At 32.8% G+C, this 19,870-nt stretch carries 22 protein-coding genes; 6 read left to right on the top strand and 16 right to left on the bottom strand.

The window, feature by feature from the left end; all coding sequences use genetic code 11:
* Both KHA98_RS09990 and KHA98_RS09995 read left to right on the top strand, forming a co-directional pair.
* Window positions 1–197, top strand: a 197-nt coding sequence (locus KHA98_RS09990) for an IS3 family transposase (RefSeq protein WP_213256670.1), incomplete at its 5' end; no start/stop codon positions are given.
* 546 nt (window positions 198–743) lie between these two features.
* Window positions 744–1,382 (top strand): peptidoglycan-binding protein LysM, encoded by a 639-nt coding sequence (locus tag KHA98_RS09995; RefSeq protein WP_213257774.1) that lies wholly within the window; start codon window positions 744–746, stop codon window positions 1,380–1,382.
* 53 nt (window positions 1,383–1,435) lie between these two features.
* Here the strand turns inward: KHA98_RS09995 and scpA are convergent, their stop codons facing one another.
* The 12 genes from scpA to dnaA form a co-directional block, all read right to left on the bottom strand.
* Complete coding sequence (scpA, locus tag KHA98_RS10000) at window positions 1,436–3,559, bottom strand: methylmalonyl-CoA mutase (protein WP_213257775.1); 2,124 nt, start codon at window positions 3,557–3,559, stop codon at window positions 1,436–1,438.
* 12 nt (window positions 3,560–3,571) lie between these two features.
* Complete coding sequence (locus KHA98_RS23075; protein ID WP_213257776.1) at window positions 3,572–3,862, bottom strand: type II toxin-antitoxin system RelE/ParE family toxin; 291 nt, start codon at window positions 3,860–3,862, stop codon at window positions 3,572–3,574.
* Window positions 3,852–4,088: a hypothetical protein gene (locus KHA98_RS10010; protein WP_213257777.1), complete on the bottom strand. Its 237-nt coding sequence runs from the start codon at window positions 4,086–4,088 to the stop codon at window positions 3,852–3,854. The genes KHA98_RS23075 and KHA98_RS10010 overlap by 11 nt, the downstream gene beginning before the upstream one ends.
* A 41-nt stretch (window positions 4,089–4,129) precedes the next feature.
* Window positions 4,130–5,494 (bottom strand): methylmalonyl-CoA mutase subunit beta, encoded by a 1,365-nt coding sequence (locus KHA98_RS10015; protein ID WP_213257778.1) that lies wholly within the window; start codon window positions 5,492–5,494, stop codon window positions 4,130–4,132.
* A gap of 16 nt (window positions 5,495–5,510) precedes the next feature.
* Window positions 5,511–5,843: an FtsB family cell division protein gene (locus tag KHA98_RS10020; RefSeq protein ID WP_213257779.1), complete on the bottom strand. Its 333-nt coding sequence runs from the start codon at window positions 5,841–5,843 to the stop codon at window positions 5,511–5,513.
* Window positions 5,844–6,021: 178 nt separating this feature from the next.
* A complete protein-coding gene (gene udk / locus KHA98_RS10025; protein WP_213257780.1) occupies window positions 6,022–6,630 on the bottom strand; it encodes a uridine kinase in 609 nt (202 codons plus the stop codon).
* A 265-nt stretch (window positions 6,631–6,895) separates the two neighbouring features.
* Window positions 6,896–7,777, bottom strand: a complete 882-nt coding sequence (locus KHA98_RS10030; RefSeq protein ID WP_213257782.1) for an SDR family oxidoreductase — start codon at window positions 7,775–7,777, stop codon at window positions 6,896–6,898.
* 74 nt (window positions 7,778–7,851) lie between these two features.
* Entirely contained in the window at window positions 7,852–8,979 is a 1,128-nt protein-coding gene (locus KHA98_RS10035; protein WP_213257783.1) for a methionine aminotransferase, read from the bottom strand.
* Window positions 8,980–9,027: 48 nt separating this feature from the next.
* Complete coding sequence (locus tag KHA98_RS10040) at window positions 9,028–9,546, bottom strand: energy transducer TonB (RefSeq protein ID WP_213257785.1); 519 nt, start codon at window positions 9,544–9,546, stop codon at window positions 9,028–9,030.
* 13 nt (window positions 9,547–9,559) lie between these two features.
* Window positions 9,560–10,273 carry an SAM-dependent methyltransferase gene (locus KHA98_RS10045; protein ID WP_213257787.1) on the bottom strand — a complete coding sequence of 238 codons (714 nt, stop codon included), beginning with the start codon at window positions 10,271–10,273 and terminating at the stop codon, window positions 9,560–9,562.
* 74 nt (window positions 10,274–10,347) lie between these two features.
* Window positions 10,348–10,815: a low molecular weight protein-tyrosine-phosphatase gene (locus KHA98_RS10050; RefSeq protein WP_213257789.1), complete on the bottom strand. Its 468-nt coding sequence runs from the start codon at window positions 10,813–10,815 to the stop codon at window positions 10,348–10,350.
* 9 nt (window positions 10,816–10,824) lie between these two features.
* Entirely contained in the window at window positions 10,825–12,252 is a 1,428-nt protein-coding gene (dnaA, locus tag KHA98_RS10055; RefSeq protein ID WP_091492283.1) for a chromosomal replication initiator protein DnaA, read from the bottom strand.
* Between the two features lie 186 nt (window positions 12,253–12,438).
* Here dnaA and KHA98_RS10060 point away from each other — a divergent pair, with 186 nt between their 5' ends.
* A complete protein-coding gene (locus KHA98_RS10060; protein WP_213257791.1) occupies window positions 12,439–12,843 on the top strand; it encodes an acyl-CoA thioesterase in 405 nt (134 codons plus the stop codon).
* Window positions 12,844–12,874: 31 nt separating this feature from the next.
* Here KHA98_RS10060 and KHA98_RS10065 read toward each other — a convergent pair whose 3' ends face one another.
* The 3 genes from KHA98_RS10065 to ribD all read right to left on the bottom strand — a co-directional run bounded on the left by KHA98_RS10065 (window position 12,875) and on the right by ribD (window position 15,374).
* Window positions 12,875–13,507, bottom strand: coding sequence for an IMPACT family protein (locus KHA98_RS10065; RefSeq protein WP_213257793.1), 633 nt, complete (start codon window positions 13,505–13,507; stop codon window positions 12,875–12,877).
* Between the two features lie 222 nt (window positions 13,508–13,729).
* Window positions 13,730–14,332 (bottom strand): HAD family hydrolase, encoded by a 603-nt coding sequence (locus KHA98_RS10070; RefSeq protein ID WP_213257795.1) that lies wholly within the window; start codon window positions 14,330–14,332, stop codon window positions 13,730–13,732.
* Complete coding sequence (ribD, locus tag KHA98_RS10075) at window positions 14,325–15,374, bottom strand: bifunctional diaminohydroxyphosphoribosylaminopyrimidine deaminase/5-amino-6-(5-phosphoribosylamino)uracil reductase RibD (protein ID WP_213257797.1); 1,050 nt, start codon at window positions 15,372–15,374, stop codon at window positions 14,325–14,327. The genes KHA98_RS10070 and ribD overlap by 8 nt, the downstream gene beginning before the upstream one ends.
* Window positions 15,375–15,483: 109 nt before the next feature.
* Between ribD and KHA98_RS10080 the strand changes: the two genes are divergently transcribed.
* Both KHA98_RS10080 and prmC read left to right on the top strand, forming a co-directional pair.
* Window positions 15,484–15,969, top strand: coding sequence for a GNAT family N-acetyltransferase (locus KHA98_RS10080; RefSeq protein ID WP_213257798.1), 486 nt, complete (start codon window positions 15,484–15,486; stop codon window positions 15,967–15,969).
* 82 nt (window positions 15,970–16,051) lie between these two features.
* Window positions 16,052–16,906: a peptide chain release factor N(5)-glutamine methyltransferase gene (prmC, locus tag KHA98_RS10085; protein ID WP_213257801.1), complete on the top strand. Its 855-nt coding sequence runs from the start codon at window positions 16,052–16,054 to the stop codon at window positions 16,904–16,906.
* A gap of 49 nt (window positions 16,907–16,955) precedes the next feature.
* On the opposite strand, the gene KHA98_RS10090 is transcribed toward prmC, so the two are convergent.
* Complete coding sequence (locus tag KHA98_RS10090; protein WP_213257803.1) at window positions 16,956–18,200, bottom strand: ABC transporter permease; 1,245 nt, start codon at window positions 18,198–18,200, stop codon at window positions 16,956–16,958.
* A 240-nt stretch (window positions 18,201–18,440) separates the two neighbouring features.
* On the opposite strand from KHA98_RS10090, the gene hisS reads away from it, so the two are divergent.
* Window positions 18,441–19,865 (top strand): histidine--tRNA ligase, encoded by a 1,425-nt coding sequence (gene hisS, locus KHA98_RS10095; protein WP_213257805.1) that lies wholly within the window; start codon window positions 18,441–18,443, stop codon window positions 19,863–19,865.
* The last annotated feature ends 5 nt before the right edge of the window (window positions 19,866–19,870 follow it).

Raw genomic sequence — 19,870 nt, forward strand, 5'->3', positions numbered from 1 at the left:
TCGCATTGTCTGAAATCTTTGAAGATTTTGAGAACTTAAAAAAGCAAGTCCAGGAATCTATCTTTTTTTATAATCAAATTAGAGTGCATTTATCAATCAATATGCTGACTCCAAATCAAGCTCATTTACAAAATCAAGTAAAATTGAAAACATGGAAAAAAATAAATCGGAACAAAAGCAATTCTGTTCCGATTTAATTAATTTTATATTATTAATTCAGTCAACCTTTTTCAGGATAACTCAATTTAGATTTATGAGAGAAAATAAGTCTGTGATTTTTGTCTCAATAGGGATAAAAAAGTACTTTATTAAGTAGTGTTTTTCGTATATTTAAAGTCGTTTATCAAAGAATTTTGATGATTAAAAAGTGTTTTTTTAGACTGAAAAATGAAAAAATGAGTAAAATTATAGGTTTTATCTTGTAAAATTTATCTAAATTTTTAAAACAGCGATTAAATTTATGTTAGGAAATCGGTAAATATTATAAGTTTTGTCTTATGATTTTAACTAATTTGGTAAAAAATTGATAAAAATGATGTTTTTTGGATTTATTTTTTGGTGGTATTTTCGAACTTTTTGATTGTTGTCAAATCGCCCTAAAAGTGCATTACTAAAGGGGTTTAGGAGAATTTTTAAATTCGTTAAAATTCGTAAAGTGTTGATTTATAGGGTTGTTTTGTATTTGTTATCTTTGCATCGTAGAAATTTCAAAAGGGTGACAGCGTTTTGAAGAAAAACAATTTATGATAAAGAAATGGTATTTTTATGCGAGTTTGATCGTTATTATTACATTTTTAAGTTTGGGTTTTAAACCCTTCAACATTGAAGCCAAGCCTTGGTTTCTAACAGAAAAAACAGATGGAACAGAATACATGTTCCCATCACAAGAAAAGGATGATTATCCTAATTTAAACTTCCCATACACAGGAAACCATTTAATCGGCTTTAAAGAGGCAGTTGCTTTTAAAGAATCACAAGGAAAATACCGTTTGGTAAATTCACTTGGTTATATGGGGAAATATCAATTTGGAGCAGAAGCTTTAAGGGCTATTGGTATTAAAAACAACAAAAACTTTTTAAAAGATCCGGCTTTACAAGAAAAAGCTTTTATTGCATTGCTATCCAAAAACAAATGGATTTTACGTAATGAAATTCAAAAGTATGAAGGGCAAATTATTAGCGGTATTGAAATTACCGAATCTGGTATCTTGGCCGCTGCACATCTTGGAGGCGCTGGTTCAGTAAAAAACTTTTTTAAGAACAAAGGAAACAGACATTTTAGAGATGCCTACGGAACTTCTTTAAAGAGTTATTTAAAAGCTTTTGGAGGATATGATCTTTCGTATATTGAGGCAGATAGTAATGCCACAGTAAACGATTAAGAATGAAAAGAAAATAAAAAAATCCCGAAATATTCGGGATTTTTTTATTCCTATTAGTCAATTAAGATTTCTAAAATTTGAATGGCTGCTTCACTAATTTTAGTCCCGGGACCAAAAACGGCTACTGCACCAGCATCAAATAAATATTGATAGTCCTGTGCCGGAATTACGCCACCCACAATCACCATAATATCTTCACGACCATGTTTTTTAAGTTCTTCAATTACCTGCGGTACTAATGTTTTATGCCCCGCAGCTAAAGAAGAAACTCCTAAAATGTGAACGTCATTTTCAACTGCTTGTTTTGCAGCTTCGGCAGGAGTTTGAAAAAGCGGACCTATATCTACATCAAAACCTACATCGGCATAACCTGTTGCCACAACTTTTGCACCTCGGTCATGTCCATCCTGTCCCATTTTGGCAATCATAATTCTTGGACGCCTTCCTTCTTGTTTTGCAAAAGCATCTGCTAATTGCTTAGCCTTTTCAAAATTTTCGTCATTTTTTATTGCTGCACTATACACACCGCTAAAGGATTTAATTTGTGCTTTAAATCTGCCGAAAACACTTTCAAGAGCATCGCTAATTTCTCCTAATGTTGCTTTTTCGCGTGCAGCTTCGGTAGCAATTTCCAGTAAGTTTCCTTCTCCGGTTTCGGCACAATGAATTAATTTTTCCAGTGATTGATTTACTTTTTCAGTATTTCTTTTTGCTTTTATTTCAGTAAGTCGTTCAATTTGCTGTTTACGAACCATTTGGTTGTCGACATCTAAAATATGTAACGGATCTTCTTTTTCTAATCTAAATTGGTTGACTCCAACAATAATATCCTGGCCGCTATCAATCTTTGCTTGCTTTCTTGCAGCAGCTTCTTCGATTCTAAGTTTAGGAATTCCCGCTTCGATAGCTTTTGTCATACCACCTAATTCTTCAACTTCTTCGATTAGTTTCCAGGTATTTTTTAGGATTTCATTAGTCAATGATTCAACGTAATAACTTCCTCCCCAAGGATCAACTGTTTTGGTAATTTTAGTTTCTTCCTGTAAAAATATTTGAGTATTACGGGCAATTCTGGCTGAGAAGTCAGTTGGAAGTGCAATTGCTTCATCAAGTGCATTAGTATGCAATGATTGCGTTCCTCCAAATGCAGCTGCAGTAGCCTCAATACAAGTTCTTGCTACATTGTTAAAAGGATCTTGCTCTGTTAAACTCCATCCACTAGTTTGGCAATGGGTTCTAAGAGCTAAGGATTTATCGCTTTTTGGATTAAATTGCTGAATTAATTTTGCCCAGATCATTCGACCGGCTCTCATTTTAGCGATTTCCATGAAATGATTCATTCCAATAGCCCAAAAGAAAGAAAGGCGAGGGGCAAATTCATCAATTGACATTCCCGTGGATAATCCGGTTCTAATGTATTCTAAACCATCTGCTAGTGTATACGCCAATTCGATATCTGCAGTTGCACCGGCTTCCTGCATATGATAACCTGAAATCGAAATAGAATTGAATTTTGGCATTTTTTTGCTGGTAAACTCAAAAATATCAGCGATGATTTTCATAGAAGGTGTTGGCGGATAGATATAAGTATTACGCACCATAAATTCCTTCAAAATGTCATTTTGAATTGTTCCTGACAGTTTATTCAGGGAGACGCCTTGTTCTTCGGCTGCAACAATATAAAAGGCCATAATAGGCAGAACAGCACCATTCATAGTCATTGATACTGACATTTCATCTAATGGAATCTGATCGAATAATACTTTCATATCTTCAACAGAATCAATCGCAACTCCGGCTTTTCCAACATCACCAACGACTCTTTCATGATCTGAATCGTAACCTCGGTGCGTTGGTAAATCAAAAGCAATAGATAATCCTTTTTGTCCGGCAGCAAGGTTTCTTCTGTAAAAAGCATTACTTTCTTCTGCGGTTGAAAATCCGGCATATTGACGAATTGTCCATGGACGTCTAACGTACATTGTTGCATAAGGCCCACGTAAGTTTGGAGCAAAGCCAGCTCCGAAATCAAGAAATTCTAAATCTTCCAGATCTTTTTCTGAATAGTTTTTTTTGATTTCAATTCCTTCTGCAGTGGTGAAGTTATCAGAAGTTGAATTAACTTCCAATGTTTCACGTTTAACTTCGAATTTTATATGTTTAAGGTCTTTTCTCAATTGTAACAAATTTTAGAATAAATTCAAATCACTATCTCTGGACGTGTGAAAAATGGATTTTATTACGATTTTATCTTGATAAATAGAATAATGAATTGCGTACGGGAATATTTTAAAAAATATGATTCTGGTATTGTCGTATTTTATTTGAAACAGTAGTGGATCATTTTTAAGTCTTGTTAAACTTTCCTTGAACGAATCATTAAACTTTCGAGCTAAATTTGAATTAATAACTTTATACCAGAGTAAAGATTTTTTATAATCAGCTTTTGCTTCTGGAATAATTATTATTTTATAATTCATTTTCAATTTCTTTTAAAAAATCATCAATAGCTGAAGCGTTTTTTGGATTTTTTAAATAGTTTTCTGTTCTTTCCCTAACTAGGTCAATTTGCCATTGAGGGGTTTTATATTCGTCACGTTGAATAGGTAAAATAATTACTTCTACTTCGTCTGCTATAAAATCATCAGGTAGAATAACAGTTACAGAATGATTTTTAACTGTTATAATTTGTCTTATTGCTTCCATAATTACTTTAATTTATATTCAATTTGGCGATTCGATAATTTTTATTCAAGTTCTAAACGTTCTTGTTCTAGTTTCTCGGCTAATCTTTTTTCTATTATCGGTGTAATTAATGTTTTTCTTGGTTTAATTTTTACAAAAGGAAACAATTCTAAATCGTGTTTCATCTTGTCTTCTTTATTGGGGTATTTATTCGTTCCTAATAGAACTTCTTTTTTAGAATCGAATAAATCCTGTTCTTTATTAGCGCTTTCCTGAATTTTCTTTTTAATCGTTCCGTCGTTCAGCAGTTTTAAGAATCCTCCATTGGCTTCAATATCTTTAAATAAAGTAAGACTTTTTTCTGCCAGTTGTGTGGTTAAACTTTCGATATAATAACTGCCATCAGCCGGATTATTTACTTTGTCAAAATAACTTTCGTGTTTAAGAACTAGCAATTGATTCCGGGCAATACGATCTCCAAATTCATTGTCTTTATGGTATAATGCATCATAAGGCAAATTGGCAATAGAATCTGCACCTCCTAAAATTGCCGACATGCATTCAGTTGTAGTACGAAGCATATTAACATTGTAATCGTAAATAGTCTTATTACGTTTCGTTGGTGTTGCGAGAATATGACATTTTATATTTGGATTGTATTCCGCAGCAATTAATTTGAAAAGCATTCGTAAAGCGCGAAGTTTTGCAATTTCAAAGAAATAATTCGTTCCAATCGATACCTGAAAAACAATTGGAGTTACAATATTGGGTAAACGATTTAAATATTCGTTTGCATGTGCTAAGCTGTAAGCAATTTGCTGTGTAATATTGGCTCCGGCATTTTGGTACAAACCTAAATCAATACTTAATAGTGAAATATTAGTTGTCGCTTTTGAAATGTTTTCGAGTGTTTCAAAATTATTTTTATCCGATGTGGTAAACCAGTTTCCTTCTCTGGCAAAATGACCAATTGGATCAATATTACAGAAAAAAGTAGCTTTTTTTTGTATTGCAATTGAATCCAGTTTTTTTACGAAATCGATTGAAATAAAACTCAAATTAAAGTAAACGATTCTGTTTTCTAAAGGAAGAGTTTCAAGTAGTTTTTGAATATCAATATTTTCATTTTCTATTGAAAAACGTAAACTTTCAGCACCTCTTTCGATAGTATTTATGGCCCTGTGAATCGATTTCTCGACATCATGAACAAATATATTTTGACAGATAGTAAAATTTGAGACCTGAGTTTCTGCAGATGAAGCACCAGTAAACTCATCGCAGTGATAAAAAGGTTTTACCTGAATATCTTCGGGAGAATTCCAGATAACCGTTTCGTTATAATCAGCTCCATCCAGTTCAAACTGAATTTTTTGTTTCCATTGTTTGGATGAAATCGGATTGAAATCGTTGAACAGGGTAGTGGCCATTGAGTGTTTTTTCTAATTATTCTTTATCTTGAATGGTATCTCCTTCAAATTGTATGATATAAATATCTTCGCTGTCTTTTTTCATAAAGTACTTTTCGCGAGCATATTTTTCTATTTGTTCAGGATTTTTGAGTTGCTTTATCTGTTCCTGATCTTTTTTTATTTCTTGCTGATAATATTTTTTATTATCCTGTAATTCATTTATCTGACCATCAAGAAATCGATGATCAAAATAAGAGTAGTTGTCTAAAAATAGCATCCAGACAATAAAAAACAGCAAAACCCAAACATACTTATTGCCAAGGTATTTGTACCATTTTTTGCCTTTATACGGATTTTTTAATTTCATTTTTAAACGAATATTTCTTTTGAATTTGATTGTTTTTTTTTAGCCCCGATAAAGCCGGTATCCTTTTTATGTCAGCCGCGGCCGACATAAAAAGATAAAGGCGAAAGCGGGACACGAGTGAAACGAATTGGCAAAGCACTCAGCTCCTAATTATTATGGTTTAAATTTACGATAAAAATTATAAAATTCGCTGATTAATTACAGCACGAACCACGTCAATTGCTACTGTGTTGTATTTGTCATTTGGAATGATAATGTCAGCAAAAGCTTTTGATGGCTCGATAAATTGCTCATGCATAGGTTTTAATGTGTTCTGATAACGGTTTAAAACTTCATCAATATCACGTCCGCGTTCTGAAATATCTCTTTTTAAACGACGTATTAATCTTTCGTCTGAATCTGCATGAACAAATATTTTAATGTCGAACATTTCACGTAATTCCGGATTTGTTAAGATTAAAATTCCTTCAACGATCATTACTTTTCTAGGATGAGTTGAAACGGTATCATCAGTTCTGTTGTGTTGTATAAAAGAATATACGGGCTGATCAATTGTTTCTCCGGCTTTTAGCGCTTTTAAATGTTTTACTAACAATTCAAAATCAATAGCACGCGGGTGATCAAAATTAATTAATGCTCTTTCGTCAAAAGACAAATTGGTTGTCTCTTTATAATACGAATCCTGAGAAATTACGCCAACTTCAGTGTCTGGTAATTCGTTCATGATTTGGTGTACTACTGTTGTTTTTCCACTTCCTGTTCCTCCTGCAAGTCCAATAATGAGCATAAATTTGATGTTATATAATTATTTGACAAAAATAATAATTTAAGTGATTTGTATTAACATATTATTTATTTAAACCATATAAGTTGTATATGTAAAAATTAGTAGAAAATTTTTTAAGTAAAACATTCCTTAACTGAACTTATATCACTTAAATGGTTAAAAACATTGATTTTGTCATAAAAAAATCCCGAAAGCTTAACTCTCGGGATTTTGTGCAATCAGTATAGTTTTAATAAAATATTCTGAGTTTAGTAAGCACTTGTAATTATTTATTCTTTTTTGCTTTTATCATCATTTCTAGCTGATCCCAAAGCTCTTCAGGAATTGCTTCTAATAGATTGAATTGTCCGGCACCTTTTAACCATTCGCCTCCATCAATTGTAATTACATCTCCGTTTACATAAGCAGAGAAATCAGAAACTAAATAAGCCGCCAAATTGGCTAATTCCTGATGGTCACCAACACGTTTTAATGGAACTTTTTTTGCCATATCAAACTTTTCAGCAAGATCTCCCGGTAATAATCTGTCCCATGCGCCTTTTGTAGGGAATGGTCCCGGAGCAATCGCATTAGAACGAATTCCGTATTTTGCCCATTCTACAGCAAGACTTCTTGTCATGGCCAAAACTCCTGCTTTTGCAGTAGCACTTGGTACTACATAAGCCGAACCTGTCCAGGCGTAAGTAGTTACAATATTTAAAATCGTAGCCGATGTTTGTTTAGTGTCGATCCAGTGTTTTCCAAAAGCAAGTGTACAGTTTTTAGAACCTTTCAATACAATATCAATAACAGTATCAAAAGCATTGGCAGACAATCTTTCAGTTGGAGAAATAAAGTTTCCAGCTGCATTGTTTAATAAAACATCTACTTTACCAAAAACTTTTAAAGTTTCCTGAAGCATATTTTCTACTTCTTCATAATGACGAACGTCACATTGAAGAGGTAAACATTTTCCGCCAGTCTCATTTTCAAGTTCTGTAGCAGTTGCTTTTAATTTTTCTAAATCTCTTGAAGTTATCGCTACCTGAGCTCCTAATTCCAGGAAATATTTAGTCATAGCTTTGCCTAATCCGCTTCCGCCACCTGTAACAACAATAACTTTGCCTTTTAAAGCATCATCACGTAACATTTTATCTGTATAGCTCATACTTTTCTTTTTTTACAATATTAATTAAAAAAATAGGATGCACGCATAATATTGTTATAAAATTTTAATAAACTTTATATTTCGCACAGTTTTTTTGCGGCACTCTCTAAAGTGAAATTGTCTTTGGCAAAGCAAAAACGAATTAATTTCTGGTCCTTATGATCAGAATAAAAAGTTGAAATTGGAATGGCGGCAACACCATGATCTGTAATTAGTTTTTTACAGAAAGTTACATCATCCTCGTTTGAAATATTGGCATAAGAAGCAACCTGAAAATAAGTTCCTTCACAAGGTTTAAGTTCAAAGCGACTGTTTTGAAGAAGTTTTTGAAAATAATCTCGTTTTTCCTGATAGAATTTCCCAAGTAAGTTTACATCGACAACGTCTAGATATTCGCTAATGGCAAATTGAGAAATACTGTTAACGCTGAAAACTAAAAACTGATGTACTTTTTTTATTTCTTTCATTAAATATTCCGGAGCAATTGTATAACCAATTTTCCATCCCGTAATATGAAATGATTTCCCGAAAGAGGAAACCATTACGCATCGATCGATAAGGAAACTTTTTGTGTGTGCCGAAATATGTTTTTCTTCAAAAGTAATATATTCGTAAACTTCATCAGACAGAACAATAATATCAGGATATTTTTCTAAAAGGATATTTAGCTGAAGAAAATCAGTTTCTGTTAAAATCTTTCCTGTCGGATTATGTGGATTATTGATGATAATCATTCTGGTTTTATCGGAACAGGACTTTTCGATAGTTTCCCAGTTTGGCGTATAATCATTGTTTAAAGGTACACGAACTGGTTTTGCCTTGCAAAGTAGTACCGGAGATTCATAAGAATCATAACTTGGATCCAGAATAATTACTTCATCATTTTCTTTTACCAAAGCCAAAATAGTGGTAAAAATTCCCTGCGTCGCTCCAGCTGTAACCAAAAGCTCTAATTCAGGATGGATAATTCTGTTGTAAGAACTCTGAATTAATTTTGAAATTTGATTCATCAACGGCGGATAACCTGCCATTGGTGTATATTGGTGCACATTTTCTTTTGCTAATCTTGCCACAATATCGGTCAGTCTTTCGTCAACAGGAAAATTTGGAAATCCCTGCGAAAGATTTATAGCATTATATTCAGTTGCCATTTTTGACATTACCGTAAAGATGCTTGTGGTGACATTTGGAAGTTTGCTCATGATAAAATAAAATTAGAATGAAGCTGTTGGTTGAATCGAATATAAGGCTTAATCTTGATAATTATATGAATTATCCATAGGGATCGATAAGTGATAAAGTACCCTGACAAGTCTGTCATTATTAGTTCCAGGAATCCATTTAGGGGCTTTTTTTAATACACGAATTGCTTCGTTTCCTGTGTTATAACCGACGTCTTTAGTTACTTTTATAGTACTCAAAGTGCCATCTTTTTCTACTACGAAATTTACTTCAACTATTCCTTTTACCGGAATTTCTTCTTCGTAATATTTGAAATTATATCTAATAAATTTCTGAAATCTCTCTATTCCTCCCTCAAAATCAGGTTTTACATCAATTGAATCAATATCGTATATTGTGGAGTCTTTTTTTATTTGAACTTCATTATTATTAATAGATTTTTCAACTTTATTGAGAGATTCGTCAAAGTTATTTTCTTTAGCAATTTTCTGTTCTGTTTGATCTTCTTTTGAAATTTTAGTTTTTGTAGAAGAATTACATTGTGTGAAACAGATCAAAATCAAAATTAACATCAAAATCTTTTTCATTCTCTTAGATTAATTACATTTTATGAATAATAAAAATCGTTGGTCGATTATGTAAATCAATTTTTAACTTTTTCCAATCGGCAACTTTCAAAGTTTTGATAAATTCTGTTGGCAAAGTAATATCTGTCGCAATACAAAGATGAGTTGACGGATTTAAAATCTGCAAAAGATCTTCAATAAGTTTATTGTTTCTGTATGGAGTTTCAATGAATAATTGCGACTGGTTTTTATCAGAGGATAATTTCTCGAAATGACGAATTGCCAATTTTTTCTCGTCTTTATCAATAGGTAAATAACCATTAAAAGTAAAACTCTGACCATTCATTCCAGAAGCCATCATAGCTAATAGGATAGAAGAAGGACCAACTAACGGTACAACCTGAATTCCTTTTTCATGTGCTAGTTTTACAATTACAGCACCTGGATCTGCAACACCCGGACATCCGGCTTCGCTCATTAAACCCATATTTTTTCCTTCTAATAAAGGTTTGATGAAATCTAAATGCTCGCTTGGCTCTGTACGTTTGTTAAGGGTAAAAAGAACCAGTTCAGATTGTTTTTTCTCGGGATAAACTGCTCTTATTGATTTTCGGGCCGTTTTGTCGTTTTCTACAATATAATGATCTATTAATTCTATACTTCTTCTTACTGTTTGTGGTAAAACATCCATAGGATCACTTTCGCCCATAGTTGTTGGAATTAAATATAATTTTCCTGGAAGTTTCATTTGATAGTATTTTAGTGTTTAAAAAGAAAATGTATTTCAATTATTACTTTTAATAATTAAAATACATTGAGAATTTATGAATGTTTTTTGATCAGTTTTTGTGCAATAATGTCTGCTACTTCGTTCAGCATTTCGTAGACATTGTCAAAACCATTAACGGCTCCAAAGTAAGGATCAGGAACATCAACATTTTCATCTGGAAATAATTCATTTAAAATCAAATGAACTTTATTCTTGTGCTCCGGTGTTTTAGCAAGTTGAGTGACATCGCGGTAATTTGAATTATCCATGACGTAGATATAATCAAATTCATCAAAATCAGAAGTTTTAAATTGCCTGCCTTTTTGATTGTCGATGCATAAACCATTTTTTTGGGCAACGGCTATAGATCTTTTGTCGGGTGCATGGCCTACATGCCAGGATCCGGTTCCGGCAGAATCTACAATAAATTTATCCTGAGGTAACTTTGATGCTAAAATTCCTTCGGCTAAAGGAGATCTGCAAATATTACCAAGACAAACCATTAAAATTTTTACTGGCATGATTCGCGTTTATAGCGTTAGTTTTTTGTTGATATCTTCGACAAATTTTTTGAATTGTTTGTCTGTAGAAACTAAATTGTCAACTGTTTTACAAGCATGTAAAACGGTAGCGTGATCGCGGTCTCCAATTTGTGAACCAATATTTGCTAAAGAAGCCTTAGTGAATTTCTTTGCAAAAAACATGGCCAATTGTCTCGCTTGTACAACATGCCTCTTTCTGGTTTTAGATTGAAGTGTTTCAATATCTAATTGGAAATAATCAGATACAATTTTTTGAATATAATCGATAGAGATTTCTCTCTTTACGTTTTTAACAAATTTCTCTACAACGCTTTTCGCAAGTTCAATCGTAACTTCTTTTTTGTTGAAAGAAGACTGAGCGATTAACGAAATAATTGCGCCTTCAAGTTCTCTAACGTTAGATTTGATATTGCGAGCAACATATTCTAATATATCTTCTGGCATTTCAACACCATCGCGATAAAGAATGTTCTTTAAGATTGAAATACGTGTTTCGTAATCAGGCTGATGCAATTCTGCAGACAATCCCCATTTAAAACGAGACAATAAACGTTGTTCAATGTCCTGCATATCAACAGGAGCTTTATCTGAAGTTAAAATTACCTGTTTTCCGTTTTGGTGCAGGTAATTAAAAATATGGAAGAAAACGTCCTGAGTTCCTGATTTACCAGATAAAAACTGAACATCGTCAATAATTAAAACATCAATCAGCTGATAAAAATGAATGAAATCATTACGATTATTCTTTTTTACAGAGTCAATATATTGTTGTGTGAAAATTTCGGCAGAAATATATAAAACCGTTTTTTCAGGGTATTTATCTTTTACTTCAACACCAATAGCGTGTGCTAAGTGTGTTTTTCCTAAACCAACTCCTCCAAAAATTAATAATGGATTAAAAGAAGTTCCTCCAGGTTTGTTGGCAACAGCCATACCTGCAGAACGGGCTAAACGGTTTGAATCTCCTTCCAGGAAATTGTCAAAACTGTAGTTAGGGTTTAGTTGTGATTCAATTTTCAGGTTTCTGATTCCCGGAATTACAAAAGGATTTTTAAGCTCTGGATTTAAGTTTTTAAACGGAGCATCAACCTCTTGCGGTTTCATAGGCACTCTGTTGGAACTTGGCAGCTGTTCGGTAAACGGCTGTTTGTTTCCATAAGTGTTTTCCATTTTAATTTTATAGAGTAACTTTGCGTTTTTTCCCAGTTCTTTGGTAAGCGCAACTTTCAATAATTTAACGTAATGTTCTTCCAGCCATTCGTAGAAGAATTTACTAGGTACCTGAATATATAATGCGTTGTCGGTTAGCTCAACTGATTTGATTGGTTCAAACCAAGTTTTATATGCTTGATCTTGAATATTGTCTTTTATAAAGGACAAACAGTTTTCCCATACCGATTGAGCAGTTTTAGTCATAGATTCAGATAAGTTTTTTATTATTGATAAAGATTCTCCTAATAAAAAAGGAGTAAATTTTTTCCGTATTTCGGGATAACAAATATGTGAACAAATTTCTGTAAAAAAAAATATTTTGGACTCTAATTTTATAAAAAAATGTTGTAAGTGAACTTTAAAAATTTAATTTTTTTTAATCTATAAATAATGAAAAATCATCAAACGCAAGTGCGTGTTCGTTACTCAGAAACCGACCAAATGGGCGTCGTTTATCACGGAAATTATGTACCGTATTTTGAGATCGGACGCGTGGAATGGCTTAGAAATAAAGGGATTTCGTATGCAAGCATGGAAGAAAGCGGTATTGGATTGCCGATTGTTTCAATGCAAATTAATTATAAAAAATCAGCGCGTTATGATGAGCTCTTAACAATTCATACCACTTTCAAAAGTCAGTCGTCTGTTAAGATTGAATTTGATTGCGAGATCTATAATGAAGCGAATGAGTTATTAACAACGGCAGTGTTTATTTTAGTATTTATTTCGTTAAAAACAGGTCGCCCAACTGCCCCTCCAGATTACATTTTAGAATTATTTAAAACACTAGTATAATTGTTAAAACGAACTGCGTTTTAATGTTAATTTATATAATTTTAATATCGATTTCAAACATTAAATCAAAAATGTCGAATACTGATTCGGCATTTTTTTTTCGTGTTTTTGTCGTTATTTTGCCAATTGGTAGTCCGGAAACTTCATCAAATTCCATTTCTTGAGAGGTGATTTCCAGTTTCTTTTCTTTGATAACACGCATTACTTTATTCATGTTTTTATAATCAAAAGAGATTAAAAAATGGACGTCAATGGTCTTTTCTACAATTTCACAAACATCAAGAGTCATTTGTGCGGTTGTTTTATAAGCGGTGATTAGTCCGCCAACGCCTAATTTTACACCGCCAAAAATACGAACTACAACTACCAATATATTGGTAAGTCCAAATGATTGTATTTGACCATAAATGGGAGCGCCTGCCGTGTTGCTTGGTTCCCCGTCATCATTAGCCCGGTACGATATTTTAGGCGCGGTTCCTAATTGATAAGCGTAACAATAATGTACAGCATGCGGATGAAGCTTTTTTAAGTCTTCAATAATTGGTTTTACTTCTTCTTCGCTTTCAATAGGAAAAGCATAACCAAAGAATTTACTGCCTTTTTCTTTAAAAAGCACTTCTTCAGATTCAAAAGCAATAGTTTGATACGTATCGTTAAATTCCAAAAGGTAAATTTCTAAATTGTATTTAATGTTTTTTTTTTTGCCGCGAATTGCACGAATCTACACAAATTATTTTAGTAATAATTATGATAAAGCTTTGCGAACTTTGTATTCTTATGAACTCAAACCTTTGGAAACTTTGCGTAAAACTTAGCGCTCTTTGCGGTTAAAATACGCCAAGAATTTAAAAAAAAACATTTTAATCTGCGGTAAAATATTCTTAAGTTATAGTATTTTTTTATCAAATAAATCTACAACATCTTCTTCTCCTACTTGTAAATTCCAAACATTGAATCCTAAAGCAGCAGCCGAATCTGTGTTTTCTTTTTTGTCATCAATAAACAAAGTTCGCTTTGGGGATAGTTCATGCTTATTGATTAAATATTGAAAAACATCAGCGTTTGGTTTTCTCATTCCAATTTCAAATGAAAAGTAGACTTTTTCAAAACATTGATAGAAATCACTGTAAAACGAAACTCCGCTTACATTTTCAAAAGTTTCAATATGAATAGAGTCGGTATTACTTAATAAAAATAGACGATATTTTTTAGTCAGCATTTGTAAAAACTCTAAACGATAGAGAGGAAAGTCTGCCAAAATTGCATTCCATGCTTTTAGAATTTCTTCGATTGAAGCATTTGGAAGTTCTTTTTGAAAGCCCGAAAGAAAATCATCATGTGAAATGTCTCCGGTTTCAAACAAGATATTCAGGCGGTCCAATTCAGAAGTCCACTCCGTTAAGCCTAATTTCTGTAATCCCGAAATAGTGGCCTGTTTATCTAAATTGATAAAAATATCTCCGAAGTCAAAAATTATAGTATCAATCATGATTTCTAAGGTATATTAATTCGTCGTTTTGAATAAAACTTTTGGTTTTAGTTCGCTTTTGAATAACTGGTGCTTTTGTTCCTTTATTAAAAGTAGTTTTACCAATAAAGATGCGGGCTTCATCCCCAATACCTTCGTTGATAAAAGTTTGTAAAGTTTGCAAACCACCTTCAATAATAATAGACTGAATTTGGTTTTGATATAAAACCGCAATGATTTGAGGAATTATATTTTTACTAAAATCAATTACTACAAAGGTAGTGTTTTCTGTGGATAGGTTATTTGACGATTTTGTAAATACAAGCGTTTTTACAGTATCATCAAAAATAAAACTCTCTTTTGAAATGCGATTGTTTTGGTCTAAAACAACTCGCACAGGATTGTTTCCTGCCCAGTCTCTGGTATTTAATTTTGGGTTATCATCAATCACGGTCTGAGTACCAACCAAAATGGCTTGCTCTTCACTACGCCATTTATGAACTAATTGTCTCGAATAAGTATTCGTAATCCAGACAGGTTTACGCTCCTGATCAATTTGTTTTTCGGGTGCGAGAAAACCATCTTCACTTTCGGCCCATTTTAAAATGATATATGGTCTCTTTTTTTGATGAAAAGTAAAAAAGCGTTTGTTGAGTTCGTTACATTCATTTTCTAGAATGCCAACCGTAACATTTACTCCCGCTGCAATTAATTTTTTAATTCCGTTGCCGGCTACTTTTTCATTTGGATCAACAGTTCCAACAACTACGTTAGGAATTTCATGAGTAATAATTAAATCACAACATGGCGGTGTTTTTCCAAAATGACTGCAGGGCTCTAAGCTTACATATATAGTAGCCTTTTTTAATAACGATTTATCTTTTACAGAACGAACCGCATTTACTTCGGCATGTGGTTCTCCTGCTTTTTTATGCCAGCCTTCCCCAATTATTTTATTGTCATAAACAATTACGCTTCCAACCATCGGATTCGGATAAGTAGTTCCAAAACCGTTTTGAGCAAGTTCGATACAGCGCTTTATGTATTTCTCATGTATATTCACGGTACAAAAATAGTTATTTTGTGATTAATCTTCATAGTTATAAGGATTGATAAGACTCTATCGAAAAAGTATTTTTACTTTTGTAGTTATATTACATTAATAAAGGAATATGGAAAATTGGAACATAAGACCAATTAAGAAAGAAGATAATCAGGCAGTTGCCAAATTAATACGATCAGTTTTTGACGAAATGGAAATTCCAAAAGTAGGTACAGCATATGCAGATCCTTATTTAGATTTAATGTATGAAGAGTACAATAAACCAAGATCTGTATATTTTGTGGTAGAAAAGGAAGGGCAGATTTTGGGTTGTTGCGGAATTGCTCCTTTAGAGAATGGTGCCGCAGAAATTTGTGAGCTGCAAAAAATGTATTTTTTACCGGAAACCCGCGGATTAGGAATTGGAAGTCAGATGATGGAAAAATGTCTGGAACAGGCAAGAAGTTTTGGATTTGAAAAATGTTATATAGAGACAATGCCTTTTATGCTGGCTGCTCAAAAATTATATAAAAAATCAGGTTTTGAATATTTAAATGCTCCGTTAGGAAATACTGGGCACAGTTCTTGCCCGGTTTGGATGTTGAAAGTTTTGTAAGATCTGTTGTAACAAATTTGATTTTAACGGACTTATTTAGAAGGAAATCGGCTTTGCTGAAAAATAATACTCAAATACCGAGATGAAAATTAAACAATACCGCACACAATTTATAAAAGAATTATCGCCTTTTTACGATGCGTACGAAGCGGAGAGTTTTTTCTATTTAATATTAGAAGATAAACATAAGTTAAGGCAGATTGATCTAGCGCTTAATCATGAATTAAATTTTGCCGAAAATGATTTTGTAGTTTGGAATTCACTATTAGCTCAGCTAAAAAAGGAAGTTCCGATTCAATATCTATTAGGGAAAACAAGTTTTTATGGTTTGGATTTTGAAGTAAATGAGAATGTTTTAATTCCAAGACCGGAAACAGAAGAATTGGTTGACTGGATCATTAATGAAAATAAAGGGATTGATAAATCTAAAGAAATTAAGATTTTAGATATAGGAACGGGAAGTGGTTGTATCGCAATTTCACTGGCTAAAAATCTTCCGAATGCAAAAGTTTATGCAATTGATGTTTCTAAAAAAGCATTAGAAACAGCAAAGCTTAATGCGATAAATAATAAGGTTGAAGTAACTTTTATGCTTAAAGATGTATTGCAATTAGAAGTTTTAAAGTCTGATTATGATATTATTGTTTCAAATCCTCCTTACGTTCGCAATTTAGAAAAAGTAGAAATCAAAAAGAATGTTCTGGATTATGAACCGCATTTGGCTCTTTTTGTGGAAGATAATAATGCCTTAATTTTCTATAAAAAAATTGCAGAATTAGCTAAGAAAAATCTTTTAGAAAACGGACAGCTTTATTTTGAAATTAATCAATATTTAGGATCTGAAACTAAAGAAATGCTGGAGAAAATGGATTTCAAAAACACAGAACTCCGAAAAGATATTTACGATAATGATCGTATGATTAAATCAAATATTTAGCTTTAATTTTCAGTCAAAGTTTTTTTTAGAATAAACTGTGATTGAGGACTTATTCATAACGTAAAGCTTCGATAGGATCTAATTTTGAAGCTTTAATTGCCGGATATAACCCGGAAACTATAGCAACCATAAAACTGGTCGCAAAGGCAGCAAAAATTGCCATCCACGGAATTACGAATGCAAAATTCATTATGCCTGCAAAAGCAAATCCAATTAAAATTCCCAATACGATTCCTACTAAACCGCCAATTTGTCCAATTAATAAAGTTTCGATAAAAAACTGAACCGAAATGGTTACTTTTGTTGCGCCCAGAGCTTTACGAACACCAATTTCTCTTGTTCGTTCTGTAACAGACACAATCATAATATTCATTAAGGCAATTGAAGAGCCTAAAATGGTGATGATACTTATAATCCAGGAAGCCCATCCCAGGTATTTTGTAATTCCCAGAATTCTATTGATTAAATCATCGCTTCGGCCAATACCAAAATTATTATCGCGAACCGGGCTCAGTTTACGAACTCTGCGCATGGTGCTTGTCGCATTGTCAGCCGCTTCGTCCAGAAGTTCTTTTTTAGAAACCATAACACTTATGGTGTAATTTATATTTGGAGCCGTAAATAAAGAGCGTGCAACCTGAATAGGGATTAAAACCCTTAAATCCTGACTGTTTCCAAAAGTGGATCCTTTTTCTTTTAAAACGCCAATAACTTTAAATCGCGCACCGCGAATAGAGATTATTTTATCAATTGGATTAACATCTTTTAATAAACCTTTCTCAAAATCAGATCCAACAACGCAGGAATAAGTATTGTTGTCAATATCAAACTGATTAAAACTTCTGCCAAGATTTATTTCTAAACCAGAATTGCTTATAAAATGTTCGTCGACACCAACTACAGTAATTTCCGGATCTGTTTTTTGATCTAAATATTTTACTTCAGCTTTTGATGTTGCAGTAAAAGAAAGTGAAGTTTCGGTAAAAGGATATTTGTATTTGTTTTTGAAAGCAACAGCTTCCGGATAAGAAATTATCGGATTGATGACTTCACGTTCCTTTCCGCCACGATTTCTTACCGTATTTTCGTATTGATTGATGTTAAAAGTATTTGCGCCCATTGAGGCAAAATTGGTAGAAACCGTGTTTTCAAGTGCGGTTACAACGGTTAGAATTCCTACCAAAGCAGTAATCCCGATAGCAATAATTAAAACAGTAAGAATGGTTCGCAGTAATTGTGTTTTGATAGAACCAAAAGCAATTCGGATATTTTCTTTAAATAATTTTAGCATCATGACCAATTTGTCACGAAAATACGGTTTTTGTTACAAGTTTGTTTTCGAAGTGTTATTATTTATTTTAAAAAGTAAGATATTTGCAGACGATTTAAATTAAGTCGAAAGTTGGAAAGTCATAAAGTCGAAAGCGCAAGAACCAACAATCAAAAAAATCTAAAAATAAATTAATTTTAAAGGTTTTGTATTTTAGTTTCAAAGAAATCTAAAATCTAAAATCAACAATCTAAAATAAAAGAGATGGCTTCAAAACCAAGTATTCCAAAAGGAACCAGAGATTTTTCACCAGCAGAGGTGTCAAAACGTCAATATATTATTCAGACTATAAAAGCTAATTTCGAGAAATTTGGTTTTCAGCCAATCGAAACACCTTCGTTTGAAAATTCAGATACTTTGATGGGAAAATATGGTGAAGAAGGGGATCGTCTAATTTTTAAAATATTAAATTCAGGTAATTTTTTCTACAATAAAAGTAAGATCGAATTGCCGGAATCAATTGAAGAATTACAGCTAAATTCTGCTGAAAAAATAACTTTAGAGCAAAGAATTGAGTTGAATAAATTCACAGGAAAAATTTCTGAAAAAGCTTTACGTTACGATTTAACAGTTCCGTTTGCAAGATATGTAGTGCAGCACCAAAGCGAAATTGAATTTCCTTTCAAAAGATATCAAATTCAACCCGTTTGGAGAGCAGATAATCCGCAAAAAGGGCGTTTTAGAGAGTTTTTTCAGTGCGATGCCGATGTAGTAGGTTCAAAATCATTATGGCAGGAAGTAGAATTAGTTCAATTGTACGATACTGTTTTTACTTCTTTAGGTTTAGAAGGTGTGACAATCAAAATCAATAACAGAAAAATTTTATCTGGAATTGCCGAGGTAATTGGCGCTTCAGATAAATTAATCGATTTTACAGTTGCTCTTGATAAACTAGATAAGATTGGTGAAGACGGGGTTAAAAAAGAAATGATCGAAAAAGGTGTTTCTGAGGAAGCTTTGGTAAAAGTGCAGCCGCTTTTTAGTTTTACAGGAACATTTTCAGATAAAATTAATCAGCTTTCAGATTTATTGTCAACTTCAGAAGAAGGAATGAAAGGAGTTGAAGAGCTTAAATTTATTTGTGACAATGTGGCGTCTTTAGGATTATCTACAGCAACTTTAGATCTTGATGTGACTTTGGCGCGTGGTTTAAATTATTATACCGGAGCTATTTTTGAAGTTGCAGCACCAAAAACGGTTGCAATGGGTTCTATTGGTGGTGGCGGAAGATACGACGATTTGACTGGTATTTTTGGTTTGAAAAATATGAGCGGCGTTGGGATTTCTTTTGGATTAGATCGAATTTATTTAGTTTTAGAAGAATTGCAATTGTTTCCTGAAACTGTTTCTGCAACATCAAAAGCTATGTTTATCAATTCTGGAGATGCAGAAGCTTTGTATGCTTCAAAAGCAATTCAGCAATTAAGAAAAGAAAATATAAAAGTAGAATTGTATCCTGATAATGTAAAAATGGGGAAACAATTTCAATATGCAGATAAGCGCTTAATTCCGTTTGCGGTAATTGCCGGAGATCAGGAAATGGCTTCAAACTCGTATACACTTAAAAATTTAGTGACAGGAGAACAGGTTTCTGTTGATTTTGACGGATTGAAAAACGCTTTGCTTTAAAATTA

It is taken from the genome of Flavobacterium branchiicola (assembly GCF_018383905.1).
GTDB classification, from domain to species: Bacteria; Bacteroidota; Bacteroidia; order Flavobacteriales; family Flavobacteriaceae; genus Flavobacterium; species Flavobacterium branchiicola.